This window comes from Stutzerimonas sp. (assembly GCF_982611455.1).
Genome location: NZ_CEXBBO010000026.1, coordinates 20,114 through 37,099, shown reverse-complemented (window position 1 = coordinate 37,099; position 16,986 = coordinate 20,114). Strand labels below are relative to the sequence as shown.

The following is a 16,986-nucleotide window of genomic DNA, read 5'->3' as shown; positions in this document are numbered from 1 at the left end:
CAGTGAAATTGATAGTGCTCGACCGCGACGGGGTCATCAACGAAGACTCTGACGCTTACGTGAAAACCGTGGAGGAGTGGATTCCGATCCCGGGTTCGCTCGAGGCCATCGCCCGGCTGTGCAAAGACGGGTGGACGGTGGCGGTTGCCACCAACCAGTCCGGTCTGGCGCGTGGCATGTTCGACGCGTCCACGCTCGATGATATGCATTTCAAGATGCAGCAACTGGCGATGGAGCAGGGTGGGCGCATCGATCTGATCGTACATTGCCCACATGGCCCGGAAGACGATTGCGACTGCCGTAAGCCGTTGCCCGGGCTATTTCAGCAGATTGCAGAGCACTTTCATCTAGCCGACCTCAAGGGTGTGCCGGTGGTGGGTGACAGCCATCGCGATCTGCACGCTGGCATACGCCTGGGCGGCGTGCCGTATCTGGTCAGGACCGGCAAGGGTATGCGAACCCTGGAAGGCACTCTGCCCCCCGGCACGCAGGTGTTCGATGACTTGGCTGCAGTTGCCGACCGCCTGCTGAGAGGCTCACGATGAGCGCCCTGTTGCCCGTACGGATTGCATTGTTCTATCTGCTGCTGGCCTTCACTGCGTTCGCCTGGTGTTTGGTCAGTCTGGTCTTTGCGCCCTTCATGTCGTTCCGCAGCCGTTATCGGTTTGTGGTCCAAACATGGTGCCGCAGTGCGGTCTGGCTGGCAAAAACCATAGTCGGCTTACGCTACGAAGTGAGCGGCCAAGAGAACATTCCAGATCAACCCTGCGTGATCCTCTCCAAGCATCAGAGCACCTGGGAAACGTTCTTTCTCTCGGCATACTTCGAGCCGCTAAGTCAGGTGCTCAAGCGCGAGCTCCTCTATGTGCCGTTCTTTGGCTGGGCGATCATGCTGCTCAAGCCCATCGCCATTGATCGTGAGAATCCTAAGGCGGCGCTGCGCCAATTGGCCAAGCAAGGCCATGAGCGGCTGATGCAGGGTGCCTGGGTGCTGGTCTTCCCAGAAGGCACCCGTGTACCGGTCGGGCAGACTGGTAAGTTTTCTCGCGGTGGTTCGGCATTGGCGGTGAATGCCGGTTTGCCAGTACTCCCCGTGGCACACAATGCGGGGCTGTTCTGGCCCAAAGCCGGTTGGGGCAAGCGGCCTGGTACCATTCAAGTGGTCATCGGACCGGCGATGCATGCCGAGAGCGAAGGACCACGTGCAGTGGCCGAGCTCAACCAGCGCGCCGAAGATTGGATCAACGCCAAAGTAGCGGAGCTGGAAAAGCGAGTCTGAGCCGTCAGGTAAAGGACGTAGATAGACGAAGGGGGAGCAGACCGAAATCTGCTCCCCCTTTTCGTTTCCGTCAGACTCAGGCTTCGACGGAGCTGCGGATCAGGTGGTCGAAGGCACTCAGTGAGGCCTTGGCGCCTTCGCCAACCGCGATGACGATCTGCTTGTACGGCACGGTGGTGACGTCACCGGCGGCAAAGATGCCCGGCAGCGAAGTCTCGCCCCGTGCATCGACGATGATCTCGCCGCGCGAGGTCAGCTCCACCGTGCCTTTCAGCCAGTCGGTGTTGGGCAGGAGGCCGATCTGCACGAAGATCCCTTCCAGCTCCAGATTGTGGAACTCGCTGGAGTTGCGGTCCTTGTAGACCAGGCCGTTGACCTTTTGGCCGTCGCCCGTGACTTCACTGGTCAGCGCACTGGTAATCACGCTGACATTGGGCAGGCTGTGAAGCTTCTTCTGCAGCACGGCATCGGCGCGCAGCTGGCTGTCGAACTCGAGCAAGGTCACCTGGGCGACGATGCCGGCCAGATCGATGGCCGCTTCCACGCCGGAGTTACCGCCGCCGATCACCGCCACGCGCTTGCCCTTGAACAACGGCCCATCGCAGTGCGGGCAGTAAGCAACACCGCGACCGCGATAGTCCTGTTCGCCCGGCACGTTCATTTCGCGCCAACGGGCGCCGGTCGCAAGAATCAGCGTCTTGGCTTTGAGCGAACCGCCATTTTCCAGCTTGATCTCGTGCAGACCGCCCTCGGTCGAGGCCGGAATCAGGGCTGCCGCTCGCTGCAGGTTCATGATGTCGACGTCGTATTCGCGCACATGGTTTTCCAGCGCACGGGCCAGTTTCGGACCTTCGGTTTCATTAACCGAAATGAAGTTCTCGATGGCCATGGTGTCGAGCACCTGACCGCCGAAGCGCTCGGCGGCGACACCGGTGCGGATGCCCTTGCGCGCGGCGTAAATAGCCGCTGCCGCGCCGGCCGGGCCTCCGCCAACGACGAGCACGTCGAAGGCATCCTTGGCGCTGAGCTTTTCGGCGTCACGCGCCGAGGACCCGGTGTCGAGCTTGGCAAGGATTTCTGCTTCGCCCATGCGGCCCTGGCCGAACAGCTCGCCGTTGAGGTAGATGCTCGGCACCGACATGATCTGACGGCGCTCGACCTCGTCCTGGAACAGCGCGCCGTCGATGGCGACGTGGTGGATGTTCGGGTTGAGCACGGCCATCAGGTTCAGCGCCTGGACGACGTCCGGGCAGTTCTGGCAGGACAGCGAGAAGTAGGTTTCGAAGTGGTATTCGCCGTCGACATTCTTGATCTGTTCGATCACGTCCGCCGCGGTCTTCGATGGATGACCGCCGACCTGCAGCAGGGCGAGCACCAGCGAGGTGAATTCGTGGCCCATCGGGATGCCGGCAAAACGCAGGCTGATGTTGCCACCGATACGGTTGAGTGCGAACGACGGTCGACGAGCATCATCGCCATCGGTGCGCAGCGTGATCTTGTCGCACAGGCTGGTGATATCTTCCAGCAGAACGAGCATTTCCTGGGATTTCTCGCCGTCATCGAGGGACGCGACGATCTCGAACGGCTGAGTGACCTTTTCCAGATAGGTTTTCAGTTGTGATTTCAGATTACTGTCCAGCATATGAATACCCCTTAAGTAAGTAGCGGCTCGCCCCTTCAAGGGGAACTGAGAACGTTAAAAGCTTCGATGGAGAAAGCTTACGAGCCGAGAGGGGATTCGGAAAATTGATTAAGCCAAGGAGGGCTATGAAGCAAAGCTATCGAACAAGCTCGGCGAGGCACTACGTTCCACGTGAAACAACCGAAGAGACTCAGCTTATTAAACGAAGAACCCCGCCTAAAAGGCGGGGTTCTTTTCAAACGAACCATCTTATTGAGCGGACCGCGGAGGGAATTACTGCCCCAGCAGGGAAAAGCTCTGAAGCCGCATTCACCGCGGGTCGGATTCGATGATTCAGAAGTTTGGCTGCGGTTATCAGAAATCCAGGTTGGATACGGCCAAAGCATTAGACTCGATAAAATCCCGTCTAGGTTCTACCGCATCGCCCATCAAAGTATTGAAGATTTGATCAGCGGCGATCGCATCATCAATGGTCACTTTTAGCATTCGCCGAACCGCAGGATCCATAGTGGTTTCCCACAACTGATCCGGGTTCATCTCACCAAGTCCCTTGTATCGTTGGACACTGTGACGACGGGTGCCTTCGGTCATCAACCATTCAAGTGCCTGCTTGAATGTCGTCACCGGCTTCTTGCGCTCGCCCCGCTGCACGTAGGCGTCGTCTTCGAGCAGGCTATTGAGCTTATCGCCAAGCACGGTGACGGTTTTGTAATCATTGCTGCCAAAGAAGTCACGATTGAAGGTAATGTAACTGGCCAAACCATGGGAAACGATCTCTACCTCCGGCAGCCACAGGTTGCGCTCCTTATCCTCCCGCAGACTCGCTTTGTAGGCCAAGCCAGACCGCTCGACGCCTTGCAGCAGAGCGGCATAGGATTCCAGCCAAACCTGCATCGCAGCGTGATCGCCTAATTGCTCAACAGTTACTCTCGGCAAATAGATGAGGTGTTCGGTCAGTTCTTGCGGATACAGGCGGGACAGCCGCTGCAACGTTTTCATCACGGTGCGGTAGTCGTTAACCAGACGCTCCAGCGCCTCGCCTGAAAGACCAGGCGCACCCTCATTGACATGCAGACTGGCATCTTCGAGCGCCGACTGGGTGAGGTATTCATCCATCGCCTCGTCATCCTTGATGTACTGCTCCTGCTTGCCGCGCTTCACCTTGTAGAGCGGTGGTTGGGCAATGTACACATAGCCTCGCTCGATCAGTTCGGGAAGCTGACGGAAGAAGAAGGTCAACAGCAACGTACGAATGTGCGAACCGTCGACGTCGGCGTCGGTCATGATGATGATGTTGTGATAGCGCAATTTATCGATGTTGTATTCGTCGCGACCAATGCCGCAGCCAAGCGCCGTAATCAAGGTGCCGACTTCCTGCGACGAAATCATCTTGTCGAATCGAGCCTTCTCGACGTTGAGGATCTTGCCCTTGAGCGGCAGGATGGCTTGAGTCCTGCGGTTACGGCCCTGCTTGGCAGAGCCGCCTGCGGAATCACCCTCCACGATATAGAGTTCGGAAAGCGCCGGATCTTTTTCCTGGCAGTCCGCCAGCTTGCCTGGGAGACCTGCAATGTCCAGAGCCCCCTTGCGCCGCGTCATTTCACGAGCTTTACGGGCCGCTTCGCGGGCACGCGCCGCGTCGATCATCTTGCCGACGACCGCTTTCGCCTCGTTGGGGTGCTCAAGCAGGAAATCAGCAAAATGCTTGCCCATCTCCTGTTCAACGGCCGTTTTCACTTCGGACGAGACGAGCTTGTCCTTGGTCTGTGAGCTGAACTTTGGATCCGGTACCTTTACAGAAATAATTGCCGTCAGACCTTCACGGGCATCGTCACCGGTGGTTGCCACCTTGTGCTTCTTCGCAAGTCCTTCCTGTTCAATGTAGTTGTTCAGGTTGCGCGTTAAAGCCGAGCGGAACCCTGCCAAATGAGTGCCGCCGTCGCGCTGGGGGATATTGTTAGTGAAGCAGAGCAGATTTTCATTGAAGCTGTCGTTCCACTGCAGAGCCACTTCAACGCCGACGCCATCGTCACGCTGGACAGAGAAATGGAACACTTCATTGACAGGCGTCTTATTAGTGTTGAGGTAGACGACGAACGCACTAAGACCGCCTTCGTACTTGAACAGTTCTTCCTTGGCGTTGCGTTCGTCACGCAGCACGATTCCCACACCGGAGTTCAAAAACGAAAGTTCGCGTAGCCGTTTGGCCAGGATGTCCCAGCTGAAATGGATATTCTGAAAGGTTTCGGCCGAAGGCTTGAAGTGAATCTGAGTGCCTGAATCTTCGGTTTCGCCGACAGGGGCCAACGGCGCTTGCGGCACACCGTGACGGTAAATCTGCTCCCAGACTTTGCCCTCTCGGCGGATGGTTAGCACGAGCTCCTCGGACAAGGCATTTACAACCGAAACGCCCACACCGTGAAGCCCGCCAGATACCTTGTAAGAGTTGTCATCGAACTTACCGCCAGCATGAAGTACGGTCATGATGACTTCGGCCGCAGACACGCCTTCCTCGTGAATATCGACTGGAATGCCACGGCCGTTGTCACGAACGCTAATGGACTCGTCAACGTGGATGGTGATGGATATTTCGGTGCAATGACCAGCCAAAGCTTCGTCGATCGAATTATCGACCACCTCGAAGACCATGTGGTGCAGACCGGTGCCATCATCCGTGTCGCCGATATACATGCCGGGGCGCTTACGTACCGCATCGAGGCCCTTGAGAACCTTGATACTGGACGAATCGTACGTGTGGTTGTCGCTCATGCCTTCACTCCCGAGGGACGTGGACCTGGGCTATTGCACCATGTTCCACGTGAAACAATGAGACCGGCGTATCGTCACGCCAGCCTTCTCGCAATACGTTCGAATCGACACAGGTAATGAAGACCTGGCAATTCAATTGTTCTAGCAACCGACACAACGCAAGCCGGTGTTGATCGTCCAGCTCGGACGGCAGGTCATCGACCAGATAGATACACTGGCCGCGCTTGGCATCGCTAACCAGATGGCCTTGGGCAATTCGCAACGCACAAACGACGAGCTTTTGCTGACCACGTGATAGGGTCTCCGCTGCGTTATGATTGACGATCCGTAAACGAAGGTCGGCTCGTTGCGGGCCCGCCTGGGTGTGCCCCATAAGCTTGTCGCGCTCAATCGAGGCCGCCAACACCTCTGCCAAGGTTCGGTCTTTATCCCAACCGCGGTAATAGCTCAACTGGAAACCTTCGAGATCAAGCAACGACGCTAGCGTCTTCTCGAACACCGGTTTCAGCAATTGAATATAGGCACGCCGATACTCGTCAATTTCATCACTCGCAGAGCTCAGCTCACGGTTCCAAGCCGCCTGCGAAGCGGCGTCCAGTGTACCATGCCGAAGCCATGAATTCCGTTGCCTGAGGGCTTGCTGGAGCCGTTGCCACGCCTGCAGAAATCGAGGTTCCACGTGGAACACGCCCCAATCGAGATATTGCCGCCGAAGCTTCGGTGCGCCTTCCAATAGCCGGAAGCTGTCAGGATTGATGAGCTGCAGAGGCAACGCGTCGGCAAGCTCAGCCGCGCTCTTTATGCTTTGGCCGTTAATACGGATTCGCGCCTCACCGGAGCGATCCCTCGAAATGCCTAGCGCGTTGGACTGCCCATCAGCCAACCGTACCTGGCCGAAAACCGTACAGCTGGTCTGTTCATGGCTTATAACCGGATTCAGGCGGGTACTGCGAAACGAACGTGCCATTCCCAGCAAATGAATAGCCTCGAGAAGACTGGTCTTCCCGCTGCCGTTGTCGCCATGGAGGATGTTAATCCGAGGGGAGGGGTTTAACGTCACCGACTGCAGGTTGCGCACGCCGGTGACAGAGATGCGGCTAAGGGACATTCAGCGGATGTTACAAGCGCATCGGCATTACGACATAGGCCGAATCATCGTTGTCGAATTCTTGGACCAACGCGCTGCTGTTCGCATCCGAGAGAATCAAGCGAACCTGATCAGTTGTCATTACGCCTAGTACGTCGAGCAGATAGCTAACGTTGAAGCCAATCTCCAATGGCCCACCCGAATAGTCGACAGCGACTTCTTCCTCCGCTTCCTCCTGTTCGGGGTTGTTCGCCTGGATTTTCAACAGGCCGCTTTCCAGTTGAAGACGAATGCCTCGGTATTTTTCGTTGGAGAGAATTGCCGTACGGCTAAACGCCTCGCGGAGCGTCTGCCGTTCACCAACGACCAGCTTGTCACCACCACGGGGCAGTACGCGCTCGTAATCAGGGAATTTTCCGTCTACCAGCTTGGAGGTGAAGGTGAATTCACCGGTTGTCGCCCGGATGTGGTGTTGGCCAAGCACAATGCCGACTTCACCATCCTGATCGGTAAGCAAGCGAGCCAGTTCGAGAATACCTTTGCGCGGGACGATGACCTGATGGCGGTCCGGCTGGTCGATACCAGCCTGCATAGAACACATCGCTAGCCGATGCCCGTCGGTGGCTACGGCGCGTAGCATGCCGCTGGAGACTTCGATCAACATGCCGTTCAGGTAATAGCGCACGTCCTGCTGGGCCATGGCAAAGCTGCTGCGCTCGATTAGACGGCGCATTTTGCCCTGGTTGACGCTGAAGTTCAGCGAACCCGGGCCTTCTTCGACAGTGGGAAAATCGTTTGCAGGCAAGGTCGACAAAGAAAACCGACTGCGACCCGACTTGATCACGACTTTTTGATCATCCAGACGGATATCGATCAGCGCGTCAGGCTGCAGGCTTTTACAAATATCCATCAACTTGCGCGCCGGCACGGTGATCTCGCCGGGCTCGGATGCGTCTTCCAAGGCAACACGCCCAACCAGTTCGACTTCCAGATCGGTACCTGTGAGGGATAACTGGTGATCTTGGACCACCAGCAATACATTGGACAGCACCGGCAAGGTTTGGCGCCTTTCGACGACGCCGGCAACCAGCTGCAGAGGTTTCAACAGGGCTTCGCGCTGAATAGTGAAATGCATGGTCTGGTCCCTTGCCTATTTAATTGGCCGCAGTCGTTCAGGTTGTCAAAGTGCGCAACAGGTTTTTGTAATCTTCGCGAATATCAGCATCTAATTCTCGAAGTTCGGCAATTTTACGACAAGCATGCAGCACCGTCGTGTGATCGCGCCCACCAAATGCATCGCCGATTTCCGGCAAACTATGGTTGGTGAGCTCCTTGGATAATGCCATCGCGACCTGTCGCGGCCGAGCCACGGAGCGCGAACGTCGTTTCGACAGCAGATCGGATATCTTGATTTTGTAATACTCAGCAACGGTACGCTGAATATTATCCACGCTCACTAGCTTGTCCTGCAGCGCAAGCAAGTCTTTCAGCGACTCGCGGATGAGCTCAATGGTGATGTCGCGACCCATGAAGTGGGCATGGGCAATTACGCGCTTCAGCGCGCCTTCCAACTCGCGGACATTCGAGCGTATCCGCTGAGCAATGAAGAACGCAGCGTCGTGGGGCAGATCGACGCTAGCCTGGTCGGCCTTTTTCATCAAAATTGCTACACGCGTCTCGAGCTCTGGTGGCTCCACCGCCACGGTCAAACCCCAGCCGAAGCGGGATTTCAACCTTTCCTCAAGGCCATCGATCTCCTTCGGATAGCGGTCACTGGTCAGAATCACCTGCTGACCACCTTCTAGCAACGCGTTGAACGTATGAAAGAACTCTTCCTGGGAGCGTTCTTTTTTGGCAAAGAACTGGATGTCGTCAATCAAAAGAGCATCCACGGAGCGATAGAAGCGTTTGAACTCGTTGATAGCGTTGAGCTGCAGCGCCTTGACCATGTCGGCGACAAAACGCTCAGAATGAAGATAGACCACCTTGGCGTTTGGGTTTTTCTTCAGCAGGTGATTGCCCACGGCGTGCATGAGATGGGTTTTGCCGAGACCTACTCCACCGTAAAGAAACAATGGGTTATAGCCATGCTTCGGATTGTCGGCGACCTGCCAGGCGGCAGCACGGGCCAGTTGGTTCGATTTGCCCTCGACGAAGTTCTCGAAGGTAAAGGTGCGATTGATATAGCTGGTGTGCTTGAGCCCACCTTCTACCTGCACGTTGCGCTCTACACGTGCGGGAGGGGAAGCAATAGCTGGTTCTGCCGAGATGGCCACCGGGCGCACCGAAAGCGAAGCTTGCGCCGGCGTCGTTACCGCAGCAGGGGCCAACTGCAGCTGTGTGCGAGCCATAGACGCGGATGGAAGCGCTGCGGCTGCCGTACGCTTGCTTCCGATTAGCAGGGACAACGCAGGAGCCAGGCCGGTGGCCCGTTCGGACAGCAGCTCCAGCAGCCGAGACAGGTACTTCTCGTTAACCCAATCAAGGACGAAGCGGTTGGGCGCATAGACGCGAAGCTCATCGCCCTCGGCTTCAACCTGAAGCGGACGGATCCATGTGTTGAATTGCTGGGCTGGCAGTTCATCTCTCAAGAGGTCAACGCACTGCTGCCAAAGTTCCACCGACACGGAATCTCCTAGACGCTGTCGAGCTTTAAACGGCGGCTATTGTAGCCTTCGGGCGCCCAGTTATCCACAATCGGCGAGCTTTCTGAGCAGAAGAAAGCGGTTCGAATCGTTTCTGGTAGACGCATTTCAGGGCTAAGACCTGTTGATAACCACCTTCGAGCGTGGCTTGGAATCCTGTGTATATCTTCGTTATAAACATCCATGTTGATAACTCGTCAATCGATCCACAGGAAATTCAGGGGATGCCCACCGTGAGTACACGGCTTGCACAGAAGGTTGGACCGCTTCGTAATAGCCGCTACGCCTGAGCTATAGCTACTTATGCACAGAAATTGGGTACACCATCTATAAGCACTGCATTAAGAAGATCTTAATATTTCTTTCTATTTATTAATTTCTCAACAATGTCGCTGGTTGGAAATTGACCTGACAGCCCGGCTTCTCTACAATCGCCGGTCTCTTAAAAGGGGGCCATTCCGGCCCGCAATGGATCACCAGGTAAAGCATCATGAAACGCACTTTCCAACCCAGCACTCTCAAGCGCGCTCGCACCCACGGTTTCCGTGCTCGTATGGCCACCAAGAACGGCCGTGCCGTCCTGTCGCGTCGTCGCGCCAAGGGTCGTAAGCGCCTGGCAGTCTGAACACGTCGGAACAGGTAGTGAGTCGAGACTTCGGTCGGGAAAAGCGACTGCTGACCCCGCGCCAGTTCAAAGCAGTCTTCGACTCCCCTTCCGGCAAGTTACCTGGCAGGAATGTCCTGCTCTTGGTGCGCGAAAATGAACTGCCACACCCCCGTATCGGGCTGGTGATCGGCAAGAAGAGCGTCAAGCTCTCGGTGGAGCGCAACCGCATCAAGCGGCAACTGCGTGAAACCTTTCGTCTCCACCAGACAGAACTGACGGGGTGGGACATCGTGGTTATCGCGCGCAAGGGATTGGCTGATCTGGATAATCCCGAACTGGCGCGGCAATTCGCCAAGCTCTGGAGGCGGTTGTCTCGCACCCCTTCTCAAGCGGTCAGCAATCTTGAACAGGGCACATCCGCCCATGCGTGAACTGGCCCTGATCCCGATCCGGATCTACCGGTACGCCATCAGTCCCATGATGGCCAGCCACTGTCGTTTCTACCCAAGTTGCTCCTGCTACGCACAAGAGGCCATTGAAACCCACGGCCTGCTGCGCGGTGGCTGGCTGAGTCTATGCAGACTCGGCCGTTGCCATCCATGGAATCCGGGCGGCTATGATCCCGTGCCTTCCAACAACACCTCCAATTCATCTTCGATGACCGAGTAACCATGGATATCAAACGCTCGATCCTGCTTGTCGCATTGGCAGTCGTTGCCTACCTGATGGTTCTTCAGTGGAACCAGGATTACGGCCAGGCCACCATGCCTACCGAGACACGCCAGGAACAAACTTCGGCTCAGCTTCCCGATACGCCAGTACCTGCCACCAGCACCGAAAGTGCGCAGGCGGATATACCTGTCGTCGGCGGCGAACAGCAAGCCAGTGCGCTCCCCGAAACCCAGACCAGCTCGCAGCTGATCCGCGTACGCACCGACGTTCTGGACGTGGCGATCGATCCACGCGGTGGCGATATCGTCGATCTGCGCCTGCCACAGTTTCCGCGTCGCCAGGATCGCCCGGACGTTCCTTTCCAGCTTTTCGAGCGCAGTGGCGAGCGAACCTATGAGGCTCAGAGCGGCTTGATCGGTGACGGTCCGGACAAGGCCAGTGGGCGTCCGCTTTACAGCAGTGAGCAACGGCAGTACCAGCTGACTGAAGGTCAGGACCAGTTGGTGGTCGATCTGAAATACAGCGAAGACGGTATCAACTACACCAAGCGTTTTACCTTCGACCGTGGCGATTACGATCTAGGCGTACGTTATCTGATCGACAACCAGAGCGGCGAGCCCTGGACCGGCCATATGTTCGGTCAACTGAAGCGTGACAACAGCGGTGATCCATCTTCTAGCACGGCGACCGGAACGGCGACCTATCTGGGCGCTGCACTCTGGACCCAGGATGAGCCTTACACGAAGGTGTCCATGGGTGACATGGACGACAAGAGCCTGAAGAGGACCGTAGAGGGTGGTTGGATCGCCTGGTTGCAGCATTATTTCGTGACCGCGTGGATTCCGTCTGCCGACCAGACCAATCAGGTACAGACCCGCAAGGACAGCCAGGGCAACTACATCATCGGCTTCACCGGCCCTGCGATCTCGGTCGCTCCCGGAAGCCAGGGTGAAGCAGCTGCGACACTTTATGCCGGCCCCAAGAGCCAGGATCAGCTGGAAGAACTTTCCCCCGGTCTGCGTCTGACCGTTGATTACGGCATTCTCTGGTTCATCGCGCAGCCGATCTTCTGGCTTCTGCAGAACATCCACGCACTGCTGGGTAACTGGGGCTGGTCGATCATAACGCTGACGGTGGTCATCAAACTTGCATTCTTCCCGCTGTCGGCTGCCAGTTATAAATCTATGGCCCGCATGCGTGCCGTATCGCCGAAAATGCAGGCGCTGAAGGAGCAATTTGGCGATGACCGCCAGAAAATGTCCCAGGCGATGATGGAGCTGTACAAGAAGGAGAAGATCAATCCGCTGGGCGGCTGTCTGCCGATCCTCGTACAGATGCCGGTCTTCCTCGCGCTCTACTGGGTGCTGTTGGAAAGCGTTGAGATGCGTCAGGCGCCGTGGATGTTCTGGATCACCGACCTTTCGATCAAGGATCCGTTCTTCATCCTTCCGATCATCATGGGTCTGACCATGTTCATTCAACAGCAGCTGAATCCGACACCACCAGACCCGATGCAGGCCAAGGTGATGAAATTGCTGCCAATCATCTTTACCTTCTTCTTCCTCTGGTTCCCTGCCGGCCTGGTGCTGTACTGGGTAGTCAACAACTGCTTGTCAATTGCGCAGCAGTGGTACATTACCCGAAAGATCGAAAGGCAGACTGCTGCCGCCACCTGATCTTTCGATGTGAACACAACGCCCCTTGATTGGGGCGTTTTGCATTTTTCGACCTGCCTGGGAGACACGCATGAGTCCAGATCGCGAAACCATCGCTGCCGTCGCCACTGCTCCGGGAAGAGGCGGCATTGGCGTCGTGCGTGTGTCCGGGCCGCGAGCGAAAGCAATGGCCATTACCCTTAGCGGCCGGGAACCCGCCGTCCGTCATGCGCACTTCGGGCCGTTCCACGCCGACGACGGTGAGGTCATCGACGAAGGGTTGTTGCTGTTCTTCCCCGGTCCACACTCTTTTACTGGTGAAGACGTGCTGGAACTGCAAGGCCACGGCGGACCGGTCGTCATGGATATGCTGCTTCGTCGCTGCGTAGAGCTGGGCGCGCGGCTTGCTCGGCCGGGTGAGTTCAGCGAGCGGGCATTTCTCAACGACAAATTGGATCTGGCCCAGGCTGAGGCGATCGCCGACCTGATCGAGGCTAGTTCCGCTCAGGCCGCCCGCAACGCCGTACGATCCCTGCAGGGCGAGTTCTCGCGCCGGGTGCACCAGCTCACCGAAAAACTGATCCAGCTGCGAATCTATGTCGAGGCTGCGATCGACTTTCCCGAGGAGGAAATCGACTTTCTCGCCGACGGCCGTGTGCTGGCACTGTTGCAGGCGGTCAGGGAAGAGTTATCCACAGTGATTTATGAAGCTGGCCAAGGAGCTTTGCTTCGCGAAGGAATGAACGTAGTAATCGCCGGTCGGCCCAATGCCGGCAAGTCCAGTCTGCTAAATGCACTGGCGGGCCGCGAAGCGGCAATAGTTACCGATATCGCCGGTACCACGCGCGACGTGCTACGCGAACACATTCATATCGATGGCATGCCGTTGCATATCATCGATACCGCTGGCCTTCGCGACACTGACGATCGAGTTGAGCGAATAGGCGTTGAGCGCGCCATCAAGGCTATCGAGGATGCCGATCGGATATTGCTGGTGGTGGACGCCAGCGCGCCATCATCCGACTCCGACGAGCCCGGCTGGCCCAATTTCCTTGTCGCTAAACCGGATCCCACCAGAACGACCTTGATCCGCAACAAGGCCGATCTCACTGGCGAAGGCGCGACCCTTTCGGTCGATCTTGACGGCCACGCCACGTTGAGTCTCTCAGCCCTATCAGGCGACGGTCTGGAGCAGCTTCGCGAGCATCTGAAAACCTGCATGGGTTACGACCAGACAGCGGAAAGCGGCTTTAGCGCACGTCGCAGGCATCTGGATGCCCTGCGACAGGCTGCAGAGCATCTCGATCATGGCCATACGCAACTCACCCTGGCAGGTGCGGGCGAGCTTCTTGCCGAAGACCTGAGGCAAGCCCAGCACGCTCTCGGAGAAATCACCGGCGCATTCAGCTCCGATGATCTACTCGGGCGTATCTTTTCCAGCTTTTGCATCGGTAAATAACGTCGGCCTTACCTGGCGTCAGCGTCCAACCAAAGCGGCACATCTGTGCCATCGCCAATCATCAATCATCAAGCTGCGCCTGATAGCGGGTTTAAAGCCCGCTATCTTATGGTGCCTACTCCTCTAAGCGGCGCGGTCAACACAAGCCGCGGTGGCCGCTGTCCATTGTCTACTCGCTACACGGGTGGACCCTGCCGCACGTTGCCTTTCCGATCCACGTCTGGAAGTAAAAATAAGCCGTGCGGGAACCCTGTGGAAAACCGAGCCCAAGATCGGTCTATAACCTGCTCATAAAAAGCGGATGAAACCCACCTGTGAATAAGTAGCTTCTTTATACACAGGTTTTGAACGGGTATCGCACCGTCAGAGCCCAGGATCAACACAGCTTTCGACTAGGCCCTAAACCTTGTAAACAGTGCTTTACAGAGTTCTATCCACAGAAATCTTTGCCCTATTTATAAACATAAAAATAAGCTTTAAATAATTCTTTTCTTTTTATCTATTTAAACGCGCTCCAATTGCCTGCAGACAACTGATCATTTTTTGTGCAAAAGCCTTCTTTCAGACGCTGGGAGCACCTATACTTACGCGTTTCCCCAGAACTCATCGGAACAGGCACGAGGTGCGTGGTGGATTTTCCTTCTCGTTTTGACGTCATCGTTATCGGCGGAGGTCATGCTGGCACCGAGGCTGCACTGGCTGCTGCCCGAATCGGCGTGAAGACATTGCTGCTTACGCATAACATCGAGACGCTTGGGCAGATGAGCTGCAACCCGGCCATCGGTGGCATAGGCAAGAGCCATTTGGTCAAGGAAATCGATGCCCTCGGCGGCGCCATGGCTACTGCGACCGATCAGAGCGGCATCCAGTTTCGCGTGCTCAACAGCCGCAAGGGCCCCGCGGTTCGCGCTACTCGAGCCCAGGCAGACCGTGTTCTGTACAAAGCAGCAATTCGCGAAACTTTGGAAAATCAGGCGAATCTGTGGATATTTCAACAAGCGGCGGACGATCTGATCGTTGAAGGGGATCAGGTAAAAGGGGTCGTCACCCAGATGGGGCTGCGTTTCTTCGCTGATTCAGTGGTGCTCACCACCGGTACTTTTCTCGGCGGACTTATCCACATAGGGCTGCAGAATTATTCGGGTGGTCGTGCTGGCGATCCACCATCCATTGCCCTGGCGAAGCGTCTCCGTGAGTTACCGCTACGCGTCGGCCGGCTGAAGACCGGTACACCGCCGCGTATCGACGGGCGAAGCGTCGATTTTTCAGTCATGACCGAGCAGCCTGGGGATACGCCTATACCGCCGATGTCGTTCCTTGGCTACGGTGCGCAACATCCGAGACAAGTCAGCTGCTGGATCACTCATACCAACGCTCGGACCCACGAGATCATCGCCGCCAACCTTGATCGATCGCCGATGTACTCGGGGGTCATCGAAGGGGTAGGCCCGCGTTACTGCCCGTCGATCGAGGACAAGATCCATCGTTTCGCGGACAAAGACAGTCATCAGGTATTCATCGAGCCCGAGGGCCTGACGACTCATGAGCTGTATCCAAACGGTATTTCTACGTCGCTTCCATTCGATGTCCAGCTGCAAATCGTGCAGAGCATTCGCGGTATGGAGCAGGCGCATATCGTTCGACCTGGCTACGCCATCGAATACGACTATTTCGATCCGCGTGATTTGAAGCACAGCCTGGAAACCAAGGTCATTGCCGGGCTGTTCTTTGCGGGTCAGATCAATGGCACCACCGGCTACGAAGAGGCGGGCGCGCAGGGGCTGCTCGCCGGTACGAACGCCGCATTACGCACGCAGGGACGCGACAGCTGGTGTCCGCGCCGGGATGAGGCCTACCTCGGCGTTCTGGTCGACGATTTGATTACCTTGGGCACCCAGGAGCCGTATCGCATGTTTACCTCGCGGGCCGAGTATCGGTTGATCCTGCGTGAGGACAACGCGGACCTACGGTTGACCGAGAAGGGCCGTGAGCTGGGTCTGGTGGACGATGTTCGTTGGGCGGCTTTCGAGCGTAAGCGCGAGCGCATCATTCAAGAGGAACAGCGACTTAAGAGCACCTGGGTGCGTCCCGGAACGCCCGAGGGAAACGCCATTGCCGAACGCTTCGGGACGCCCCTGACCCATGAGTACAACCTACTCAATCTGCTTGCCCGCCCGGAAATCGACTACCGCAATCTGGTACAGCTCACCGGCGCAGGCGTCGAGGATCCGCAGGTCGCCGAGCAGGTCGAGATCAAGACCAAGTACGCTGGCTATATCGATCGTCAGCAAGACGAGATCGCTCGCCTTCGTGCGAGTGAGAACGTCGCGTTGCCGGCAGCGCTGGATTACTCGACAATCTCCGGCCTTTCCAAGGAAATCCAGCACAAGCTCTCCCTCGCTCGCCCCGAGACGCTTGGCCAGGCCTCGCGAATTCCCGGCGTGACCCCTGCTGCCGTGTCGCTGTTGATGATCCATCTGAAAAAGCGCAGTGCTGGGCAGAAGTTGGAGCAGAGCGCTTGATGAGCAACGAATTGGCCAGCCATGCCGAGGAGCTCAAGCAGGGCGCGACCGAGCTGGGTATCGACCTGAGTGGCGCTCAACAACAGCAATTGCTGGCTTATCTCGCGTTATTGAACAAGTGGAACAAGGCCTACAACCTGACCGCTGTGCGTGACCCGGCTGAAATGGTTTCGCGTCATCTGCTCGACAGTATCAGCATCGCTCCGCATGTCGATCTGGGTGGTGCACGCTGGCTCGATGTGGGGAGCGGCGGCGGCATGCCCGGCATACCATTGGCCATCCTGTTCCCAGAGCGGAGCTTTTCCCTGCTTGACTCGAACGGCAAGAAGACCCGCTTTCTCACCCAGGTCAAGCTGGAGCTGAAGCTCGCCAACGTCGAGGTTGTTCACAGTCGCGTCGAGCAATTCAAACCCGAGCAGCCATATACCGGCATAACCTCCAGGGCCTTCAGTTCGCTTGACGATTTTGCCAACTTGACGCGCCATCTGGGTGCTCTGGATACTCGCTGGCTTGCCATGAAAGGTATTCAGCCGGACGATGAGCTGCAGGCTCTGCCTGATGACTTCCAACTGGAGCGTTGTCTGGTGCTCAAGGTTCCCGGTTGCCAAGGGCAACGCCATCTGTTGATACTGCGCCGCACTTCATGACT

General features: G+C 56.9%; 14 protein-coding genes. 9 read left to right on the top strand and 5 right to left on the bottom strand.

Annotated features, from left to right (window positions below; all coding sequences use genetic code 11):
- The first annotated feature begins 2 nt into the window (after positions 1 to 2).
- Both gmhB and AC2LD7_RS15600 read left to right on the top strand, forming a co-directional pair.
- Entirely contained in the window at positions 3 to 545 is a 543-nt protein-coding gene (gmhB, locus tag AC2LD7_RS15605) for a D-glycero-beta-D-manno-heptose 1,7-bisphosphate 7-phosphatase (RefSeq protein ID WP_484598642.1), read from the top strand.
- Complete coding sequence (locus AC2LD7_RS15600; RefSeq protein ID WP_484598641.1) at positions 542 to 1,279, top strand: lysophospholipid acyltransferase family protein; 738 nt, start codon at positions 542 to 544, stop codon at positions 1,277 to 1,279. The genes gmhB and AC2LD7_RS15600 overlap by 4 nt, the downstream gene beginning before the upstream one ends.
- A 76-nt stretch (positions 1,280 to 1,355) precedes the next feature.
- Here the strand turns inward: AC2LD7_RS15600 and ahpF are convergent, their stop codons facing one another.
- The 5 genes from ahpF to dnaA all read right to left on the bottom strand — a co-directional run bounded on the left by ahpF (position 1,356) and on the right by dnaA (position 9,404).
- Positions 1,356 to 2,921, bottom strand: coding sequence for an alkyl hydroperoxide reductase subunit F (gene ahpF / locus AC2LD7_RS15595; protein ID WP_484598640.1), 1,566 nt, complete (start codon positions 2,919 to 2,921; stop codon positions 1,356 to 1,358).
- A gap of 354 nt (positions 2,922 to 3,275) precedes the next feature.
- Positions 3,276 to 5,690 (bottom strand): DNA topoisomerase (ATP-hydrolyzing) subunit B, encoded by a 2,415-nt coding sequence (gene gyrB, locus AC2LD7_RS15590; RefSeq protein WP_484598639.1) that lies wholly within the window; start codon positions 5,688 to 5,690, stop codon positions 3,276 to 3,278.
- 4 nt (positions 5,691 to 5,694) lie between these two features.
- Complete coding sequence (recF, locus tag AC2LD7_RS15585; RefSeq protein WP_484598638.1) at positions 5,695 to 6,798, bottom strand: DNA replication/repair protein RecF; 1,104 nt, start codon at positions 6,796 to 6,798, stop codon at positions 5,695 to 5,697.
- 10 nt (positions 6,799 to 6,808) lie between these two features.
- A complete protein-coding gene (dnaN, locus tag AC2LD7_RS15580) occupies positions 6,809 to 7,912 on the bottom strand; it encodes a DNA polymerase III subunit beta (protein WP_484598637.1) in 1,104 nt (367 codons plus the stop codon).
- 37 nt (positions 7,913 to 7,949) lie between these two features.
- Entirely contained in the window at positions 7,950 to 9,404 is a 1,455-nt protein-coding gene (dnaA, locus tag AC2LD7_RS15575) for a chromosomal replication initiator protein DnaA (protein ID WP_484598636.1), read from the bottom strand.
- A gap of 508 nt (positions 9,405 to 9,912) precedes the next feature.
- Between dnaA and rpmH the strand changes: the two genes are divergently transcribed.
- The 7 genes from rpmH to rsmG all read left to right on the top strand — a co-directional run bounded on the left by rpmH (position 9,913) and on the right by rsmG (position 16,984).
- Complete coding sequence (gene rpmH, locus AC2LD7_RS15570) at positions 9,913 to 10,047, top strand: 50S ribosomal protein L34 (protein ID WP_019340723.1); 135 nt, start codon at positions 9,913 to 9,915, stop codon at positions 10,045 to 10,047.
- A 17-nt stretch (positions 10,048 to 10,064) separates the two neighbouring features.
- Complete coding sequence (gene rnpA / locus AC2LD7_RS15565) at positions 10,065 to 10,460, top strand: ribonuclease P protein component (RefSeq protein ID WP_255982982.1); 396 nt, start codon at positions 10,065 to 10,067, stop codon at positions 10,458 to 10,460.
- Positions 10,453 to 10,698, top strand: coding sequence for a membrane protein insertion efficiency factor YidD (gene yidD / locus AC2LD7_RS15560; RefSeq protein WP_484598635.1), 246 nt, complete (start codon positions 10,453 to 10,455; stop codon positions 10,696 to 10,698). Before rnpA ends, yidD begins: the two co-directional genes overlap by 8 nt.
- 2 nt (positions 10,699 to 10,700) lie before the next feature.
- Positions 10,701 to 12,377: a membrane protein insertase YidC gene (yidC, locus tag AC2LD7_RS15555; protein ID WP_484598634.1), complete on the top strand. Its 1,677-nt coding sequence runs from the start codon at positions 10,701 to 10,703 to the stop codon at positions 12,375 to 12,377.
- Between the two features lie 70 nt (positions 12,378 to 12,447).
- Positions 12,448 to 13,815, top strand: coding sequence for a tRNA uridine-5-carboxymethylaminomethyl(34) synthesis GTPase MnmE (gene mnmE / locus AC2LD7_RS15550; protein WP_484598633.1), 1,368 nt, complete (start codon positions 12,448 to 12,450; stop codon positions 13,813 to 13,815).
- 629 nt (positions 13,816 to 14,444) lie between these two features.
- Positions 14,445 to 16,337, top strand: a complete 1,893-nt coding sequence (gene mnmG, locus AC2LD7_RS15545; RefSeq protein WP_484598632.1) for a tRNA uridine-5-carboxymethylaminomethyl(34) synthesis enzyme MnmG — start codon at positions 14,445 to 14,447, stop codon at positions 16,335 to 16,337.
- Positions 16,337 to 16,984 (top strand): 16S rRNA (guanine(527)-N(7))-methyltransferase RsmG, encoded by a 648-nt coding sequence (gene rsmG / locus AC2LD7_RS15540; protein WP_484598631.1) that lies wholly within the window; start codon positions 16,337 to 16,339, stop codon positions 16,982 to 16,984. The genes mnmG and rsmG overlap by 1 nt, the downstream gene beginning before the upstream one ends.
- The last annotated feature ends 2 nt before the right edge of the window (positions 16,985 to 16,986 follow it).